The sequence below is a fragment of the Pseudomonas anguilliseptica genome, assembly GCF_900105355.1.
GTDB lineage: Bacteria > Pseudomonadota > Gammaproteobacteria > Pseudomonadales > Pseudomonadaceae > Aquipseudomonas > Aquipseudomonas anguilliseptica.
In genome coordinates this window covers 1,470,653-1,488,063 of the sequence record NZ_FNSC01000001.1, presented here as the reverse complement: position 1 = coordinate 1,488,063, position 17,411 = coordinate 1,470,653, and the positions used below count along the sequence as shown (strand labels likewise).

Genomic DNA, 17,411 nt, shown 5'->3' with positions numbered 1-17,411 from the left:
TGGCATTACACTGCCGCCGATTGATCAGGAGGTGATATGACCGGGCACGTAATAGTCGTCGATGATGAAGTGGCAATCCGCGAGGCGGTGCAGCAGTGGCTGGAGCTCTCCGGCTTCAGCGTGCACAGCTGCGCCACGGCGCAGGCCGCGCTGGCGCTGGTCGAGCGTGATTACCCCGGCATCATCATCAGCGATGTGCGCATGCCTGACACCGATGGCTTGCAGCTGCTCGACAGCGTGCTGGAGCGCGACCGCGACCTGCCGGTGATTCTGATCACCGGGCACGGCGATGTGCCGATGGCGGTGCAGGCGCTGCGTCAGGGCGCGTATGACTTTATCGAAAAGCCCTTTACCCCTGAACGCGTGCTCGACAGCGTGCGCCGTGCGTTGGACAAGCGCCGTCTGGTCTGTGAGAACCGTCAGCTGCGCCAACAGTTCGCTCTCAAGGACCACATCGAGTTGCAGTTGCTGGGTGTGTCCAAACCGATGGAAACCCTGCGCCGGCAGATCCTCGAACTGGCCGGCACCTCGGTGAATATTCTCCTGCGCGGTGACACCGGCAGCGGCAAGGAGCGGGTTGCCCGTTGCCTGCATGATTTCAGCAACCGCGCCGGTAAGCCGTTTGTCGCGCTCAACTGCGCGGCGATTCCTGAGCACCTGTTCGAGAGCGAATTGTTCGGCCATGAAAGCGGCGCCTTTACCGGTGCACAGGGCAAGCGTATCGGCCGTATCGAACACGCCGACGGCGGCACGCTGTTTCTCGATGAGGTGGAAAGCCTGCCGCTGGCCCAGCAGGTCAAACTGCTGCGCGTGCTGCAGGAGAAAACCCTGGAGCGGCTCGGTTCCAACCGCAGCATTCAGGTCGATCTGCGGGTGATCAGTGCGGTCAAGCCGGACCTGCTCGATGAGGTCAAAGCTGGACGTTTCCGTGAAGATCTGTACTACCGGCTGAACGTCGCCACCTTGCGCATTCCGCCGCTGCGCGAACGCCGCGAAGACATTGCCCTGCTGTTCGAGCACTTCGCCCAGCAGGCGGCGCAACGCCACGCGCGCGAGATGCCCGCGCTGACGCCGACGCAGCTGACTCAACTGCTGGGGCACGACTGGCCGGGCAACGTGCGTGAGCTGATTAACGCCGCTGAACGCCATGCATTGGGCTTGAGTGGCGACATGCAGCCGGGCGAGGGGTTGCCCGTGCAATCCCTGGCCGAGCAGATGGAAGCCTTCGAAGCGCAGTGCCTGCACCGTGCGCTGCAACACTGCCAGGGCAACCTCACCGAGGTGATGGCGCTGCTACAGCTACCCCGCCGCACCCTCAACGAAAAGATGCAGCGCCACGGCCTGCTGCGCAGCCGCTATCGGCCAGCCGGCAGCAGCGACGAAGATTGAGAACCGCCGTCCCGGATTGCATCCGGGCTACGCTGTTTCTATCGGCGGAATTTCGCTTGTCTGGATTTTTCCAGCAGCGGATTTCCGCTGATTAAACCCTGCAGGGGGTTGATCACACTCAGCGTAAAGGCTCTAGCACGGGCTTTTCTCTTGCTGGCACGGCATCTGCTATAGCCCTTGTCAGCCAGGCACTCGATTGCCCGGCAGCCAATAAGAAAGACAAGAGGTTATCCCTATGCACTGCCCAGCCCCATCCGCGCGTTCGTCGCGCCATCCCTCTCTTGTGCGCACCGCTTGCCCGTGCGTGAGCTCCGGCTCCTTTCTGCTTGCCCGTTAGCCATGCGCACCGCGCCCTGTCAGCGCATTGCGTGGCGTCAACCTTTGCATAAAGCCATAACAACGACGGAGTTTCTTCCATGCGAATGACCAAACGTTTCAGCCTGTTTGCGGCAGCTGCCGCCTTGACCGCGAGCACGGCCGTTCTCGCCGCCCCGACCTTTATCAATATCCTGACCGGCGGCACCAGCGGTGTGTATTACCCGATTGGTGTGGGCCTGTCGCAGCTGTATAGCAACGGCATCGAAGGCTCGAAGACCTCGGTACAAGCGACCAAAGCCTCGGTGGAAAACCTCAACCTGCTGCAAGCCGGTCGTGGTGAGCTGGCGCTGGCGCTGGGTGATTCGGTGGCCGATGCCTGGAATGGCGTGGAAGACGCCGGTTTCAAGGCGCCGCTGAAAAAGCTGCGGGCGATTGCCGGCACCTACCCGAACTACATCCAGATCGTCGCCAGCAAGGAATCCGGCATTGCCACCCTGGCTGACCTGAAGGGCAAGCGCATCTCCGTTGGCGCGCCGAAATCCGGCACCGAGCTGAATGCCCGCGCCATCTTCAAGGCCGCTGGCCTGAGCTATGAAGACATGGGCAAGGTGGAGTTTCTGCCGTACGCCGAGTCGGTCGAGCTGATCAAGAACCGTCAGCTGGATGCCACCCTGCAGTCCTCGGGCCTGGGCATGGCGGCGATTCGCGACCTGGCCGCGACCCTGCCGATCACTTTCGTTGCCATCCCGGCGGAGATCACCGCGAAGATCGACAACGCCGCCTACCAGGCTGCCGCGATCCCGGCCGGCACCTACGACGGTCAGGATGCCGATGTACCGACTGTGGCCATCCAGAACATCCTGGTCAGCCATGACGGTGTGTCCGAGGAAGTGGCCTACCAGATGACCAAACTGATGTTCGACAACCTTGAGCGCCTGGGCAACGCCCACTCGGCGGCCAAGGACATCAAGCTGGAAGGCGCTGCCAAGGGCCTGCCGATTCCGTTGCACCCAGGTGCCGAGCGCTTCTACAAGGAAGCTGGCGCACTGTAAGGCTGCTGAAGGGTTGCAGGTGTAGGTTGGCGCTGTGCGCAGCGCCAATCTCTCCGGACACGAGCTAGAGCTGCGAATAAAACCGGCGTGCAGGCCACGGCAGGTTTTGTTGGCGACTCTTGCGCTATCGACGTTGTAACGAGGGTGTGACCTTCATGAGTGAGCAAAACCAAGGCCTCGCCGCCAACCCCAGCGATTGGCCGAAAGCGCTGTTTTATGTTGCGCTGCTGTTTTCCATCTTTCAGATCATCACCGCGGCTTTCCACCCGGTATCCAGCCAGATTCTGCGTGCTGTGCATGTTGGCTTCCTGCTGCTGGTGGTGTTTCTCTGCTTTCCCGCCCGTGGCAAGGAGCAGCCTTGGCAACCGATGGCCTGGCTACTCGGCCTGGCCGGCATGGCCACGGCGTTCTACCAGTGGTATTTCGAAGCCGATCTGATTCAACGCTCCGGTGATCTGACCCAGAGCGACATGGTCGTCGGCCTGGTGCTGATCGTGCTGGTGTTTGAAGCCGCGCGACGGGTGATGGGCATCGCCCTGCCATTTATCTGCGCACTGTTTCTCGCCTACGGCCTGTTCGGTCAGTACCTGCCGGGCGACCTGATGCATCGTGGCTATGCCATCGACCAGATCGTCAACCAGCTGGCCTTCGGCACCGAGGGTCTGTATGGCACGCCGACCTACGTATCGGCCACCTATATTTTCCTGTTTATCCTGTTCGGTGCGTTCCTCGAACAGGCCGGGATGATCAAGCTGTTCACCGACTTCGCCATGGGCCTGTTCGGCCACAAGCTCGGCGGCCCGGCCAAGGTCTCGGTGGTGTCGTCGGCGCTGATGGGCACCATCACCGGTTCGGGTGTGGCCAACGTGGTCACCACCGGCCAGTTCACCATCCCGCTGATGAAGCGCTTCGGCTACAAGCCGGCGTTTGCCGGCGGCGTGGAAGCGACCTCGTCGATGGGCAGCCAGATCATGCCGCCGATCATGGGCGCGGTGGCCTTTATCATGGCCGAGACGATCAACGTGCCGTTCTTCGAGGTGGCCAAGGCCGCGCTGATTCCGGCCATGCTGTACTTCGGCTCGGTGTTCTGGATGGTTCACCTGGAAGCCAAACGCGCCAACCTGCAGGGCCTGCCAAAAGACCAGTGCCCGAATCCCTGGACCGCGATCAAAGAGCGTTGGTACCTGCTGATTCCGCTGTTCATCCTGATCTACCTGCTGTTCTCCGGGCGCACGCCGCTGTTCTCCGGGATGGTCGGCCTGGCGCTGACCGCCATCGTGATTCTCGGCTCGGCGATCATTTTGCGGGTGTCGTCCAAGGTCATGCGCTTTGCCTTCTGGATTGCCCTGGGCGTGCTCTGCGCCGGCTTCTTCCAGCTTGGCATCGGCGTGGTGTTCGGTGTGGTCGCGCTATTGGTGGCGGTGTGCTGGTTTATCAAAGGTGGCCGCGACACCCTGACCATATGCTTGCACGCGTTGGTGGAAGGGGCGCGTCATGCAGTGCCGGTGGGCATCGCCTGCGCCCTGGTCGGGGTGATTATCGGTGTGGTTTCGCTGACGGGGGTGGCTTCGACCTTCGCCGGCTATATCCTCGCCATCGGTCAGGACAACCTGTTCCTCTCGCTGGTGCTGACCATGCTCACCTGCCTGGTGCTGGGCATGGGCATCCCGACCATTCCCAACTACATCATCACCAGTTCGATTGCCGTGCCGGCGCTGCTGGAGCTGGGCGTGCCGCTGATCGTGTCACACATGTTCGTGTTCTATTTCGGCATCATGGCCGACCTTACCCCGCCGGTGGCGCTGGCCTGTTTTGCAGCCGCACCGATTGCCAAGGAAAGCGGCCTGAAGATCAGCCTGTGGGCGATTCGCATTGCCGTAGCCGGCTTCGTGGTGCCGTTTATGGCGGTGTACGAGCCGGCGCTGATGCTGCAGGGCGACAGCCTGTTGGCCACGCTCTATGTGGTGCTCAAGGCACTGCTGGCCATCGGCATCTGGGGTGTGGTGTTTACCGGTTACCTGCAGGCCAAACTGAGCTGGTGGGAGCGCGCGCTGGGCTTTGCTGCCGGCGCCAGCCTGATTCTGGCCACGCCGATGAGTGACGAAATCGGCTTTGCCCTGGCGGCGCTGTTTATCGCTCAGCACTTCTGGCGTGCGCATCGCGCCCAGGTAGCGGCGGCGTGATTGGTTTGTGCCTGGGTCTGGCGGGCGCGGTATGGGCAGAAGTACCCACGCCGAGTTTTACCCTGGCCTGGACACACACCATCGAGAAGATTCGCTGGGAAGAGGATTACCGTGTGACGCCTGAGGGATTGCTCCTCGGCGAAGCGCGGGTCAAGGGTTCCGGGGCTGGTATGGAGATTCCAGACGGCGCCGAACTGCGCGAGGGCAGCTGGCATTACCAGCGTCAGCTACCCCCCTTGCAACCACTGCGTTTGGGGCGAACCCCCGAGGCAGGGGATTATCAACTGTGTTTCAACCAGCGTTGCCACTCGATGAGTGAATGGCTCGGCCCGTTACAAGCGACCCAGCCGGCGTTGGAACTCTGGAGCTGTGAGCAAAGCTCCCCGGCCGCTTCGGCGGCAGGCCAGGACGACCGCTAAGGCGGCGTCTGCTCCCGGGCCACAAGCCCTGGCGTAAAAAGAGGAGAACCCCCATTTGGCGATGCCGGTGGGGGTTTTGTTCGTTTGCAGTAACGGTTAGCTTCAGCAAATTGACTGACAAGCAGGATGTTATGAGCACCATCACCTATTACCTGGACATGCAGCACCCTGAGCAGATCCGCGCCAAGCCGTTGCCGGCCGACCTGAGCGTGGTGGAATGCCAGTTCAAACAGTTTCAGCTCAACCGCTTTCTTTACCAGCTGGTCGGCGAGCCCTGGCAGTGGACCGACAAGCTGAGCTGGACGGACGCGCAGTGGCGCGAGCTGATCGAGCAGCCCAATCACCGCACCTGGGTGGCCTATCACCAGGGCGCCATCGCTGGCTATTACGAGCTGCTGCGCGATGCCGCCGGCGCGGTGGAGATTCTCTATTTCGGTCTGGCCGAGGCGTTCTTCGGTCAGGGCTTTGGCGGCCCGCTGCTCGCTCACGCGCTGCAGTCCGCCTGGGCCTGGCCCGGCACCACTAAGGTCTGGGTGCATACCTGCAGCCTGGATCACCCCAGCGCACTGGCCAACTACCAGGCGCGCGGCCTGCGTATCTATCGTGAAGAGGTCGAGGCGGACGCTTCGTAACAGGGTCTACGCTTGCAGGGTCGCCCACTTATTTCAGGAGCCGCTTATGCGCCGCGCCCTCCGTAATCCCATGCTACTCAGTCTTTGCATGCTGCCTGCTCTGGCCAGCGCGGTGGATATCCAGCCCGGCCTCTGGGAAATCAGCTCGCACACTATGCAGGTCGGCAGCCAGGCGGTGCCGGGGATGGAGCAGATGTTCGAGCAGATGAAAAACCTGCCGCCCGAGCAGCGCCAGATGATGGAGCAGATGATGGCCCAGCAAGGTGTGCAGTTGGGCGACAAGGGCGTGCGCATCTGCATGAGCGAAGCGCAGATCAAGGCCCAGCAAATCCCCATGCAAGACCCTGATTCCGGCTGCAACAATGAAGTGACTGAGCGTAGCGCCGAGTTATGGAAGTTCCGCTTCAACTGCCCCAACGGCCAGGGCGAAGGCGAGACGCGCTTTGTCAGCGACAAAGAGTTCACTTCAACGGTCAACGGCACCTTCGACGGCCAGAGCAGCAGTATGCAAAGCCATGCGCGCTGGGTGGCGGCGGATTGCGGAGCGTTACAGCGCCCTTAACGCGGGTACTGGTTCGGTAAGCAGGCTCCTGGATTCTGTCGCAATCGCTCGCTGACGCTTCAAATGGTAATAAAGATCATTTGCGTTGACAGCGATGGAAACTGCTGCGAAACTACCATCGATAATTATTAGCATTAGCATTTGGATTGGCCGTTCGGTTTGCCGATTTGCGTGTGCTGCTAAACGCTTCCTGCACCCAAGGACGACCCTGCAGGGCATTCGATACTCGCATTGGGGAGAGTCCTATGTTGTCCAGAAAGACCCGCCTGGCAGTGGCTATTGCCGCTGCCTGCAGCTTCAACCACGCCCTGGCCGCCGACCGCGCGGCAGTTCAGCTTGATGCTCAGACCGTAGTTGGCAGTACCGCAGACGCTCAGCCAGACAACTACAAGTCGCAGCCCAGCAGCGCCGCTACCAAGCTGGATCTGACGCCACGGCAGACACCGCAGTCGATGTCGACCATCACCCGTGCGCAGATTGATGATTTCCAGCTCAACAGCATCAACGACGTACTGAAATTTACCCCCGGCATTACCGTCGAGGAAATCGAGACTGACCGCACCTACTTCACCTCACGCGGTTTCGATATCACCAACTTCCAGTTCGATGGTGTGGGTATCCCGTTTTCATCCGGCGGCCAGGATGGCGCTATCGATCTTGCGCCCTATGAGCGTATCGAGGTTTTGCGAGGTGCCAATGGCCTGATGAGTGGCAGCGGCAACCCGTCCGCTACCGTCAATTTCGTGCGCAAACGCCCGACCTTTAAGCCTCAGGCGCAGGTCGATCTGACTGCCGGCTCCTGGGATGAACGGCGCATCCAGGCCGACGTCTCCGGTGCGCTGACCGACGAGGGCACTATCCGCGGTCGAGCGGTCTATGCCCACGAAAACAAGAACTCCTACCTTGATCGTTATTCGCGTGAGGTCAATGTGTTCTACGGCGTGCTTGAAGCCGATCTGAACCCCGAAACGCTGTTCTCCATTGGCTATAGCCTGGACAAGAACAATGCCAATAGTCCGTTGTGGGGTGCGCTGCCGTTGTTCGATTCGGTTGGCAAGCCGACCCAACTGTCGCGTTCAACCAGTACTGCTGCTGACTGGTCGTGGTGGAACAACCAAGAGCAACGCACCTTCACCGAACTGACCCACAACTTCGCCAACGGCTGGCAGGCCAAGGGCAGCGTCACCTATGTAAAGAAGCAAAGCGACTCGGAGCTGTTCTACGTATTTGGCACCCCGAATGCGCTGATGGGTGACGGGCTCTTCGGGTACCCGTCGCAGTACTCAGCCGACTTCCACCAGTGGATCGCTGATGTCTCGATCGGCGGTCCATTCAGCCTGGCGGGCCGCGAGCATGAGCTGGTGCTGGGAGCCAATTGGTACAAGTCCAAGGTGGAAGAGCTGTCGCGCTATATTCCGGGACGATCTGTCGCCGTGTCTTCGGAGCAAATCTATAACGGTGCTTTCCCCAAGCCGACGGTCTGGGGAAGCTCAGACGGTGGTGAGTATGAAGACCAGCAGAAGAGCCTCTACTCGGCGGCGCGCTTTAGCCTCACTGATGAGCTGACCTTCATCGCTGGCGCCCGCGCCATCACCCTCAAGACCGAGGGTTTCTCCTATGGCAACGACCGCAAGCGCAAGAACGATACGATCCTGCCTTACGCCGGCCTGGTCTATGACCTGAACGATGAGTACTCGGTCTACGCCAGTTACACCGAGATATTCAACCCGCAGAAGGAAGAGGGCGCTGATCGTCAGCGTCTCGACCCTATCGAAGGCGAAAACTACGAGCTCGGCATCAAGGGTGAGCTGCTCGACGGCAAGTTGAACGTTTCGGCCGCCGTGTTTAAGACCAAGCAGTCCAACGTCGCGGAGTCCCTTCGTTTCGATCCCGTTAGCGGTAAACAGCTCTATGACGGAGCGGATTACTTGAGTGAAGGCTATGAGCTGGAAGTGTCCGGGGAGGTGCTGCCGGGTCTGCAGGTAATGGGCGGCTACACCTACGTCGATATTCAGAATGCGGACCATAGCCATGGGCGCACCTACGCGCCGAAGCACATGCTGCGCGCCTCCACCGTCTACCGCATTGCGCAGCACCCACAGTTAAAAGTGGGGGCGAACCTGAGCTGGCAGGACGATATCTACCGTTCGATTAGTCTGGCCGATGGTAGCGGTGGACGGATAGAACAAGACGACTACGCCGTGGTGGGTTTGATGGCGGCCTACGACATCGACCCGAATTGGAGTGTGTCGGCCAACCTCAACAACCTCACCAACGAGAAGTACCTCTCCAGTTTGTATTGGGAGCAGGGCTTCTATGCGGCCCCGCGCAACGCCAGCATGACGGTCAGCTGGAACTACTAGAAAGCTGCCATGCCGGCGCCGCAGAGGCGGCCGGCATGTTGCCACTTACCGTGACGAGATAGCCCATGCGTGCCTCACTGGTTCTTCTGCATCGTTGGTTCGGCCTGTTTATCGCCGTGTTCCTGTTTGTTTCCGGCCTGACCGGGGCGGTGATCTCCTGGGATCACGAGGTTGATGAATGGCTTAACCCACAGTTGTTCGAGGCGCGTAGCGAGGGGCCGACACAAACGCCGCAAGCCCTGGCGGCGCAGTTGGAAGCGCGCGACCCGCGTCTGCAAGTCGGTTTTATGCCGCTGTATACCGAGCCGGGTCACTCCTTCGGCGTCAGCGTCAACCCACGTATCGATCCGGCCACGGGCAAGGCTTATGAGCTGGACTTCAACCAGATCGGCCTCGACCCGGTGACTGGTGAGGAGCAGGGACGGCGTATGTGGGGTGAGGTTTCACTGAGCCGTGAAAATCTGATGCCGTTCCTCTATAAGCTGCACTACAGCATGCATATCCCCGAGGGTTTTGGTATCGAGCTGGGCATTCTGCTGTTCGGTATCGTCGCGATTGTCTGGACTCTGGATTGCTTTATAGCTCTTTGGCTCTCCTTCCCCAACTGGCGTGCCTGGCGCAAGTCCTTCGCCTTTCGCTGGAAGCAGGGCGGGTACAAACTGAATTTCGACCTGCACCGCTCCGGCGGGGTGTGGATCTGGGGCTTGCTGCTGATCCTGGCGGTCACCTCGGTGTCGATGAACCTCAACGTGCAGGTGACGCGGCCGCTGGTCGAGTTGTTCTCGCCACTGACGCCTAGTCCGTTCGCCAGCCGTACGCCGGTCAGCCTCGATGAGCAGAAGTTTCCAGGCATTAGCCGGGATGAAGCGGTCAGCTTGGCAGCCGCTGAAGCGGCGCGTCTGGGCTTGGATAAGCCCCCTGGCGGGGTGTTCTATTCGCCGGAATTCGATGTTTACGGTGTGGGCTTCTACACCGCAGAAAACGACCACGGTGATGGCGGCCTAGGTAATCCCTGGTTGTACCTGGACGGGCAGAGCGGCGCGTTGGCAGGCACGCAGATTCCGGGCACGGGGAGTGCCGGGGATATCTTTATGCAGGCGCAATTCCCCCTGCATTCAGGACGCATCCTCGGCATGCCGGGGCGCATTCTGGTGTCGCTGCTGGGGCTGGTAGTGGCCATGCTGTCGCTGACTGGCATCGTTATCTGGGCGAAGAAGCGCCGCTCGCGGGTATTAAGTGAGCGGCGTAATCAGCACCGTGGGTTGGCAGCTCAGGGGGCGTTGCAGCAACCTTAATGGCCGTTAAGCGGATCACTGATGCCGTGGCGGTCTTTTAGTGTTTGCACCAGCTCGGCCTGGCTGGTGAGAAAGGCGTCGAACTGTTTGATCACTTCGGGGTGGCTGATGCTGGAAAGGAAGTAGTGGTTATCCTGATAAGGCAGTTTGGGGTCGAACACCAGGCCGCTTCCGGCGCTGTTTATAGAGTTGATGACGGACCACTTGCGGGTTGAGGTAAACGCCGTCGACGCGGTCGCTCATGGCCATGGCCAGCAGCGAGTCGATCTGGTTGGCCTGGATCAGCAGAATCTTGCCCGCCTTGATGTCATTCAAGTAAGGCCAGGGGGTAAAACCGCGCTGGGTGCCGAGGCGGCGAAGGCGCTCTTTGCCCTGGCCGAGAAACCGCGGTTTGACCAGTACACCATCGATGGCCGGTGCCGCCGCCTGGCTGTAATGCAGGGTGTGGCCTTGTTTCAGATCGCCATTCCAGCGCGGGTTGTCCGGGTATTTGAAATCCACCCGGTTGTTGAGAAAGTCGCTGAGCAGGCGCCTTACCGGCAGTGGCTGGTAGATAAGTTCATGGCCCTGGTGCGCCGCAAAGGCGTCCAGCAGGTCACGGCCATAGCCCAGGTATTCGCCATCCTGCACGTTGGAGTAAGGCAAGTAGGGCTGCAGCTCGACCCCGACCTTAAAAGTCTCGGCCTGTGCAGGCGACAACAGCTGGAGTGACAGGCATGTCAGCAAAGGCAGCAGAAGTCTCATCGACGGCATCTCGCACGATAACTGTATGGTCTAGGCCAACCATAGCCAATTGCCCGCCGACACGGGAGCTTTAGCGCGGATTAAATCTGACTAACTGCGCAAAAAAATGCCTGCCAAATGGCTGCAATGGCCGCCAATACTGGCTTTGCGCCTGCACGCTGGGGCCATGGCTGTTACCCTATGCCCCGCAGCCGCCGCGATGGCGGCTGTACGAGTAGGGCAATCCGTCCTCGTGCGCGTAATGCGTGCCACACGCCAAAGGAGCATTCCATATGGGAAAAGACCCTTCGTCTGACACGATCCCGCAACCAGAAGCGGTAATCCTGGACGGCATCCCCGCCCCCTCGGGCGAGGCAAATCTGATCGATACTGACTACGTCATCGGTCAGGACAACATCAAAGGGCAGTTCTCCTTCGCCCTCGACATTCACGGCAAAGTCTTCAGCATTTCCGCACTGACCATCGTGCTGTTTGTGGTGCTGACCCTGGCCTTGCAAAACCATGTAGAGCCGTTGTTCAGCGCCATGCGCGGCTGGCTCACCCATCACCTGGCCTGGTTCTTCCTTGGCTCGGCCAACATCTTCGTGCTGCTCTGCCTCGGCCTGATCGTCTCGCCGCTGGGCAAGGTGCGCCTCGGCGGTATGGATGCCTCCGCGGACTACAGCTACACCGGCTGGTTCTCCATGCTGTTCGCCGCCGGTATGGGTATCGGCCTGATGTTCTACGGCGTGGCCGAGCCGATGTCGCACTTCTCGGCGGCCATGGGCGGGGTCAGCGTGGGTGAAGACGGCATACGCACCGACTGGGCGCCTCTGGCTGGCGCTGCCGGTGATGCCGAAGCCGCTGCGCGTTTGGGCATGGCTGCGACCATCTTCCACTGGGGCCTGCACCCCTGGGCGATCTACGCCATCGTCGCTTTGGCGCTGGCGCTGTTCTCCTTCAACAAGGGCCTGCCACTGTCGATCCGCTCGATCTTCTACCCGATTCTCGGTGAGCGCGTGTGGGGCTGGCCGGGGCATATCATCGACATCCTCGCGGTGTTCGCCACCCTGTTTGGCCTGGCCACCTCCCTCGGCCTCGGTGCGGAACAGGCAGCCGCCGGCCTGGATAAACTGTTCGGCATCGCCGCCACGGACGCGAGCAAGGTACTGCTGATTATCGGCATCACCGCCATCGCCCTGGTGTCTGTGCTGGCGGGGTTGGACAAGGGCGTCAAACGCCTGTCCGAGCTGAACATGGGCCTGGCCATTCTGTTGCTGCTGTTCGTCATCATCGCCGGGCCGACCCTGGCCATCCTAACCGGCTTCTTCGATAACCTCGGCGCTTACCTGCAGCACCTGCCGGCGCTGTCCAACCCGATTGCCCGTGAAGACGCCAACTTCAGTCAAGGCTGGACGGCCTTCTACTGGGCCTGGTGGATCAGCTGGTCGCCGTTCGTGGGCATGTTTATCGCCCGCGTCAGCCGTGGCCGCACCGTGCGCGAGTTTCTGATCGCCGTGCTGTTGGTGCCGTCGCTGGTCTCGGTGTTGTGGATGACCGCGTTTGGTGGCACTGGCATCAGTCAGCTGGTCGGCGATGGCTTTACCGGCGTGCAGGACGCGGCGCTGGAGCTGAAGCTGTTTGCCATGCTGGCGGAACTGCCGTTGGCGGAGATCAGCTCGTTTATCGGCATCGTGCTGGTGATCGTGTTCTTCGTCACCTCGTCGGACTCTGGCTCGCTGGTGATCGACACCATTACCGCTGGCGGCAAGGTCAACGCGCCTGTGCCGCAGCGGGTGTTCTGGGTGGTGATCGAGGGCATCATCGCCATTGCTTTGCTGCTAGGTGGCGGGCTGGTGGCCCTGCAGGCCATGGCGGTGTCGACCGGTTTGCCCTTTACCATTGTGCTGTTGGTGGGCTGTATTTCGATCGTCAAAGGTTTGATGAGCGAACCGCGCTGATCCGTGTTTATGCGTTGCACAAACGCGCCTTCGGGCGCGTTTTTTATGCGCAGGGTTCTGACGTGGGAGCGCGCTCGCGGTGACTAGTGCGTGCTGTGCTACCTTTTAGATGAATGACTGTGAGGTCTATTACTTAAAATGTAGGTCTGCAGAATCGCAAGGTCATCAAGGGGTCACAATAAAGTGGATCTAAAACCCTCAAGCTCCAGGTCTTTCCTCATGAATTTAACACTTGGCAAGCAAGCGTCTCTCGCCGGCATGCTGATGCTTTGCCTTGCACAACTGTTTGCACTTGATGCGTATGCCCAACTGCCCTTGCCCGCGGCGGGACAAAATGCCCTTCGAATTGAGGGTTCCAACACCATCGGTGACGCCCTGGCGCCCGCGCTGGTGGAGGCGCTGATGCAGCGTGAAGGGCTGAAAAATATCAAAATTCAAACAATGCCCGAGGCCAATCTCAAACGCATAACAGGCCCGGTGGCCAATGGCCAAGCGGTGCACGTTGAGGTGGTCGCGCAGGGGTCAAGTGCAGGCTTTACTGCGCTGGCTGAGCAACGGGCTGAAGTGGCTGCATCCTCTCGTCCGATCAGGGATCAAGAAGTTGAACGGCTGGCTGCTGCAGGTGATATGCGCAGTGCATCGGCTGAGCAAGTGATCGGCATTGATGGCGTGGCCGTCATTGTGCATCCACGCAACGCGTTGAATCAGCTGACCTCCGCGCAGTTGGCGGGAGTATTTTCAGGGTCGATTAAAACCTGGGAAGAACTGGGTGGCAGCGGCGGTGAAATCCGTGTGATGACGATGGATGACAACTCAGGCACCTTCGACACGTTCAACACGGCCGTGCTGGCGGCGCAGGGCATGACGTTGCGGACTGATACGGGGCGTTATGCGGTGAGCAGCGTGCTTGCCGACGATGTCGCACAAACCCCTCAAAGCATCGGTTTTGTGGGGCTGGCCTACGTTGGTAAGGCCAAGCCACTGGCCATTGCGGATGGCCAGGCTGAGGCGATGGCGCCGACGCTGGGCTTGGTTGCCAGTGAGGATTATCCGTTGTCGCGGCGGTTATTCCTTTACCTCAAGCCCGATGAGCAGAATCCCTGGGCCAGGGCTCTGGTGGCGTTTGCGCAAAGCCCGGAAGGGCAGCAGGTCGTGGCGGCCAACGGTTTTGTGGCGCAAACCGTCAGCGCCATCAAGGTCGACGTGAGCACCGACATGCCTGAGCGTTACCGACACCTGGTCGAGAATGCACAACGCTTGTCGGTCACCTTCCGTTTCAATGAAGGGAATGCCACGTTGGACAATAAGGCCATTCAGGACGTGCAGCGCATTGTTAGCTTTCTGAAAGCCGAGAATAAGCTGAGTGCCCGTGTCAGCCTCATTGGCTTTGGCGATGCCAAGGAAGACCCGGCCCGTGCGCTGTTGCTGTCCAAGCTGCGGGCCATGGCCGTTCGGCGTGAGCTGTCCAAGGCCGGTGTGACGGTGCAAGACGTTGAAGGCCTCGGGCAGATTCTGCCTGTGGCCAGCAATGAGATTGAAAGCGGGCGCATCAAGAACCGCCGCGTTGAGGTCTGGGTGTACTGAGCCACGTCTTCTCTTGGCAGTCAGCGCTGACGGACAACGCTTCTGCCCAGGGCCGCAGGCTGTGGCCTTGGGCAGCGTGTAACGCCAAGCGCTGGATTTAGTGGGCCTACATCCTTCGTCTCAACTCCATAACGCCCCAACCGGCGTATCCACCGAATACCGTGTCGCCACCTGCGCCTGCAGCAGCTCTGCAGTCGCCAGCGCATCGGTCAACGCATGGTGTGCCTGGTACATCGGCAGGTTGTAGCGCGAGCGGCTGTCAGCCAGACGAATCGACAGCGGTTGCCGGCCCAACAAGCGGCCCAGCCAGCCGGGCTGACGCTTGGGATACAGGCGCGCCTCCAGCTGCATGGTGTCGATCACCGGGAACTGCCAACCCTCACCGAGTTGCTGACGCAACGCCTGGTCGAGAAAGCTGCGCTCGATATTGCGGTAGTGCACCACCATCACCTTGCCGGCCATGACGGTCAGCAGTTCGTCGAGGATCTGCCCCAAACGCGGCGCATGGCGGATATCCGAGTGGGTGATGTGGTGGAAGGCCACCGATTCGCCGCTCAGCTCGCTGGCCGGCTTGACCACCCAGTAACGCGCCGCGCCGCAGCGGATGCGTTGCAGGCTGAAGGGCAGCAGGCCGAGGCTGACGATGGCGTGCTGGCTGGCATCCAGGCCGGTGGTTTCCACGTCCAGGGCCAGCAGCGGCACCTCTTGCAGCGGGGTGTCGGCGGTTACGCAGCCGGCCTGGTAGAAGGCTTGCAAGCGAGGGTCGGTCGCGCTGGCGGCGAGTTCGCTAAAACGCGCGGCCCAGTCGAGTGGCGTGGCGGGCGCGGTCACAGGCTTTTGCCCGGCTGCGCGGGGTAGCGGAAGCGCAGGAATTTCTGCGCGTTGCTGAGCACGCCAAAGGCTTCCTTGAGGTTGTGCCGATCACTGGCGGAAACTTTTTCCGGCTCGATGTAGTTGTTCGGTTGCGCACCGTCTGCCGCCGCCATGGCCTGGTGGCGGGCGCGTACCAGGCTGAGAAACTCCAGGGCGTAGCGCAGCTGGCTGATGGCTTCGGGCTGCAGCAGTTTGGTTTTGCCGATGGCGTCGAGGCGCTCCAGGGAGTTCTGCGCCTTGCTGCCGCAGGCCAGGGCGTGCACGCGGATCAGGTCGGTGAGCGGCGCGGTGCCACGGCCCTTGAGGTTGATGATGTTTTTCTGCTGGCCGTCGGTTTCCATCACAAAGGTGCGGAAGAAGCCCAGCGGCGGTGTGCGGTTGAGGGCGTTGCGCGCCAGGGCAGCGAGGAAGGCCGGGTTGCTGCTGGCCTTCTGCGCGAGCAGGTCTTTGAGGTTTTCCACCAGTTCGATCTCGCCATACACGCCGTCGAGGTCGAAGAAGATGCAGCTGTGCAGCAGGGTCTGCGGCTTGGGTTTATCGATCCACTGCTGGAAGTAGCCGCGCCAGACACTCAGCGGCTGCCGCCACTGGGCGTTGCTGGCCATGATGCCGCCCTTGCAGTAGCTGTAGCCACAGGCGGCCAGGCCGTCGCTGACGAACTGGGCGAGGGCGGCGAAATAGGCGTCGTGCTGCGCCGGGTCGAAGCGGTCATCGAGTACCAGGGCGTTGTCCTGATCGGTGACCAGCAGCTGTTCGTCGCGGGCCATGGAGCCGGCGACCATAAAGCAGTAGGGCACCGGCGGCGGGCCGAGTTGCTGTTCGGCCAGTTCCAGCAGGCGCTGGGTAAAGGCGCGGCCGATGCCGGCCATGGCGCTGCCGACCATGTGCGCGGTGGCCTGCTCGTTGACCATGCGCACGAAGGTGCCGCGCAGGTCCGCCAGCAGGCTCTGCAGGCCGGAGACATTCGGCTGGTTGAAGATCGAGTTGGCCAGGTACAGGCTGCTCTGCGACTCGTAGCGGATGATGTCGCTGAGGTTGATCAGGCCAATCGGCCGGCGCCGCTGCACCACCGGCAGGTGATGGATGTTGTGGCGCAGCATGCACAGCATGGCCTCGAACACGCTGTCATCGGCCTGCACGGTGAAGGGCTCGGGGGTCATCACCTGGCTGACCGCTGTGCTGCTTGCAAGCCCGGCAGCGAGCACGCGGGTGCGCAGGTCGCGGTCGGTAAGGATGCCGACCATCGCCGCGCCGGGTGTATTGCTGTCGACAATCACCAGAGATGACACGCTCTGTTCGGTCATCAGCTGGGCAGCCTGTTGCACGGGCGTATCCAGGCTGACGCAGACCGGCTGGCGCGAGATCAGTTTGCGCACCTTGAGCTGGATCAGCTCGCTGGCCTGGCCCTGGCTTTCCACTGCGGATTTCAGCCGCGACTGGCCTTCGGCCTCGACGAACTCAGCAAAGCCGTCGTGCTCTTCGCAGAGCTGGGCGAACAGCGTGGCGGGGATAAAGTAGATCAGGCTGTCTTCGATGGCGCGCGCCGGGAAGCGCACCTTGTTGCTGCGCAGCAGGCCGGCTTGGCCGAAGATGTCGCCTTCGCTCAGGCGGTTGTACAGCTCGCCATTGCGCCGGTAGATTTCCACCGCGCCGCTGCGTACATAGTGCAGCTCGTGAATCGCCGCGCCGTACAGCAGAATGTCGCTGCCGGCTTTGAAGTAGGTGACTTCGACCTGCCGGGCGATGGCGTCGAGGTCGTCCTCGGGCAGCGCATCGAAGGGTGGGAAGCGCTGCAGGTGATCGCGGATTTCCAGTAACTCGATCTGCATGGGGTGCCTCGTAGTGGCTGGCACTAGAGGATACGGCGATTGCCGGGAGCTGTCCGCCCTGCTGGCGTTACCGGGTGTGGCGCTGCGTGTGAGCGGGAGTGAAGTTGATCCGCTCGCTGGATCGCCACGGCTATGCTGAGTGCGTAATGCTCGGCCCATTGTAGGGGCTGGCCATGCCCGCGATTGGGCGGGTAGGTTGGGTCGGGCGGGCTCCGTTGAGGAGCAACG

Annotated in this window: 14 protein-coding genes; 10 read left to right on the top strand and 4 right to left on the bottom strand. The window is 61.2% G+C overall.

Going from position 1 to position 17,411, the window contains the following annotated elements; all coding sequences use genetic code 11:
- Positions 1–36 precede the first annotated feature (36 nt).
- From BLW24_RS07280 to BLW24_RS07245, 8 genes are all read left to right on the top strand, one after another.
- Entirely contained in the window at positions 37–1,389 is a 1,353-nt protein-coding gene (locus BLW24_RS07280) for a sigma-54-dependent transcriptional regulator (RefSeq protein WP_090378554.1), read from the top strand.
- 416 nt (positions 1,390–1,805) lie between these two features.
- Positions 1,806–2,759 (top strand): TAXI family TRAP transporter solute-binding subunit, encoded by a 954-nt coding sequence (locus tag BLW24_RS07275; RefSeq protein ID WP_090378550.1) that lies wholly within the window; start codon positions 1,806–1,808, stop codon positions 2,757–2,759.
- 155 nt (positions 2,760–2,914) lie between these two features.
- Positions 2,915–4,942, top strand: coding sequence for a TRAP transporter permease (locus BLW24_RS07270; RefSeq protein ID WP_090387652.1), 2,028 nt, complete (start codon positions 2,915–2,917; stop codon positions 4,940–4,942).
- Complete coding sequence (locus BLW24_RS07265; protein WP_090378547.1) at positions 4,939–5,361, top strand: DUF1850 domain-containing protein; 423 nt, start codon at positions 4,939–4,941, stop codon at positions 5,359–5,361. The genes BLW24_RS07270 and BLW24_RS07265 overlap by 4 nt, the downstream gene beginning before the upstream one ends.
- Before the next feature lie 131 nt (positions 5,362–5,492).
- Positions 5,493–5,993, top strand: a complete 501-nt coding sequence (locus BLW24_RS07260; protein WP_090378545.1) for a GNAT family N-acetyltransferase — start codon at positions 5,493–5,495, stop codon at positions 5,991–5,993.
- Positions 5,994–6,039: 46 nt separating this feature from the next.
- Positions 6,040–6,555, top strand: a complete 516-nt coding sequence (locus tag BLW24_RS07255) for a DUF3617 domain-containing protein (protein ID WP_090378543.1) — start codon at positions 6,040–6,042, stop codon at positions 6,553–6,555.
- 245 nt (positions 6,556–6,800) lie between these two features.
- Positions 6,801–8,918 (top strand): TonB-dependent siderophore receptor, encoded by a 2,118-nt coding sequence (locus tag BLW24_RS07250; RefSeq protein ID WP_090378540.1) that lies wholly within the window; start codon positions 6,801–6,803, stop codon positions 8,916–8,918.
- Positions 8,919–8,983: 65 nt separating this feature from the next.
- The gene (locus BLW24_RS07245) at positions 8,984–10,213 is read left to right on the top strand and encodes a PepSY-associated TM helix domain-containing protein (RefSeq protein ID WP_090378538.1); all 1,230 of its coding nucleotides are present in this window, start codon (positions 8,984–8,986) and stop codon (positions 10,211–10,213) included.
- Here the strand turns inward: BLW24_RS07245 and BLW24_RS26410 are convergent.
- Both BLW24_RS26410 and BLW24_RS07240 read right to left on the bottom strand, forming a co-directional pair.
- A complete protein-coding gene (locus BLW24_RS26410) occupies positions 10,210–10,374 on the bottom strand; it encodes a hypothetical protein (protein WP_244161105.1) in 165 nt (54 codons plus the stop codon). The genes BLW24_RS07245 and BLW24_RS26410 overlap by 4 nt on opposite strands.
- Complete coding sequence (locus tag BLW24_RS07240) at positions 10,343–10,957, bottom strand: type 2 periplasmic-binding domain-containing protein (protein WP_244161104.1); 615 nt, start codon at positions 10,955–10,957, stop codon at positions 10,343–10,345. The genes BLW24_RS26410 and BLW24_RS07240 overlap by 32 nt, the downstream gene beginning before the upstream one ends.
- 272 nt (positions 10,958–11,229) lie before the next feature.
- Between BLW24_RS07240 and BLW24_RS07235 the strand changes: the two genes are divergently transcribed.
- Together BLW24_RS07235 and BLW24_RS07230 are read left to right on the top strand one after the other, a co-directional pair.
- Complete coding sequence (locus BLW24_RS07235; RefSeq protein WP_090378535.1) at positions 11,230–12,897, top strand: BCCT family transporter; 1,668 nt, start codon at positions 11,230–11,232, stop codon at positions 12,895–12,897.
- Between the two features lie 219 nt (positions 12,898–13,116).
- On the top strand, positions 13,117–14,481 hold the full coding sequence (locus tag BLW24_RS07230; RefSeq protein ID WP_420875032.1) for a phosphate ABC transporter substrate-binding/OmpA family protein: 1,365 nt from the start codon (positions 13,117–13,119) through the stop codon (positions 14,479–14,481).
- Positions 14,482–14,601: 120 nt separating this feature from the next.
- Here BLW24_RS07230 and BLW24_RS07225 read toward each other — a convergent pair whose 3' ends face one another.
- Complete coding sequence (locus tag BLW24_RS07225; RefSeq protein ID WP_208600149.1) at positions 14,602–15,312, bottom strand: 3'-5' exonuclease; 711 nt, start codon at positions 15,310–15,312, stop codon at positions 14,602–14,604.
- Positions 15,309–17,183: a DUF294 nucleotidyltransferase-like domain-containing protein gene (locus BLW24_RS07220; RefSeq protein WP_090378527.1), complete on the bottom strand. Its 1,875-nt coding sequence runs from the start codon at positions 17,181–17,183 to the stop codon at positions 15,309–15,311. The genes BLW24_RS07225 and BLW24_RS07220 overlap by 4 nt, the downstream gene beginning before the upstream one ends.
- Positions 17,184–17,411 lie beyond the last annotated feature (228 nt).

Bases quoted from the DNA above. Each gene is read 5' to 3' on its own strand.
- BLW24_RS07270 (WP_090387652.1), top strand. From the start codon at position 2,915: ATGAGTGAGCAAAACCAAGGCCTCGCCGCCAACCCCAGCGATTGGCCG.
- BLW24_RS07260 (WP_090378545.1), top strand. From the start codon at position 5,493: ATGAGCACCATCACCTATTACCTGGACATGCAGCACCCTGAGCAGATC.
- BLW24_RS07280 (WP_090378554.1), top strand. From the start codon at position 37: ATGACCGGGCACGTAATAGTCGTCGATGATGAAGTGGCAATCCGCGAG.
- BLW24_RS07245 (WP_090378538.1), top strand. From the start codon at position 8,984: ATGCGTGCCTCACTGGTTCTTCTGCATCGTTGGTTCGGCCTGTTTATC.
- BLW24_RS07230 (WP_420875032.1), top strand. From the start codon at position 13,117: ATGAATTTAACACTTGGCAAGCAAGCGTCTCTCGCCGGCATGCTGATG.
- BLW24_RS07275 (WP_090378550.1), top strand. From the start codon at position 1,806: ATGCGAATGACCAAACGTTTCAGCCTGTTTGCGGCAGCTGCCGCCTTG.
- BLW24_RS07250 (WP_090378540.1), top strand. From the start codon at position 6,801: ATGTTGTCCAGAAAGACCCGCCTGGCAGTGGCTATTGCCGCTGCCTGC.
- BLW24_RS07220 (WP_090378527.1), bottom strand. From the start codon at position 17,183: ATGCAGATCGAGTTACTGGAAATCCGCGATCACCTGCAGCGCTTCCCA.
- BLW24_RS07235 (WP_090378535.1), top strand. From the start codon at position 11,230: ATGGGAAAAGACCCTTCGTCTGACACGATCCCGCAACCAGAAGCGGTA.
- BLW24_RS07255 (WP_090378543.1), top strand. From the start codon at position 6,040: ATGCGCCGCGCCCTCCGTAATCCCATGCTACTCAGTCTTTGCATGCTG.
- BLW24_RS07240 (WP_244161104.1), bottom strand. From the start codon at position 10,957: ATGAGACTTCTGCTGCCTTTGCTGACATGCCTGTCACTCCAGCTGTTG.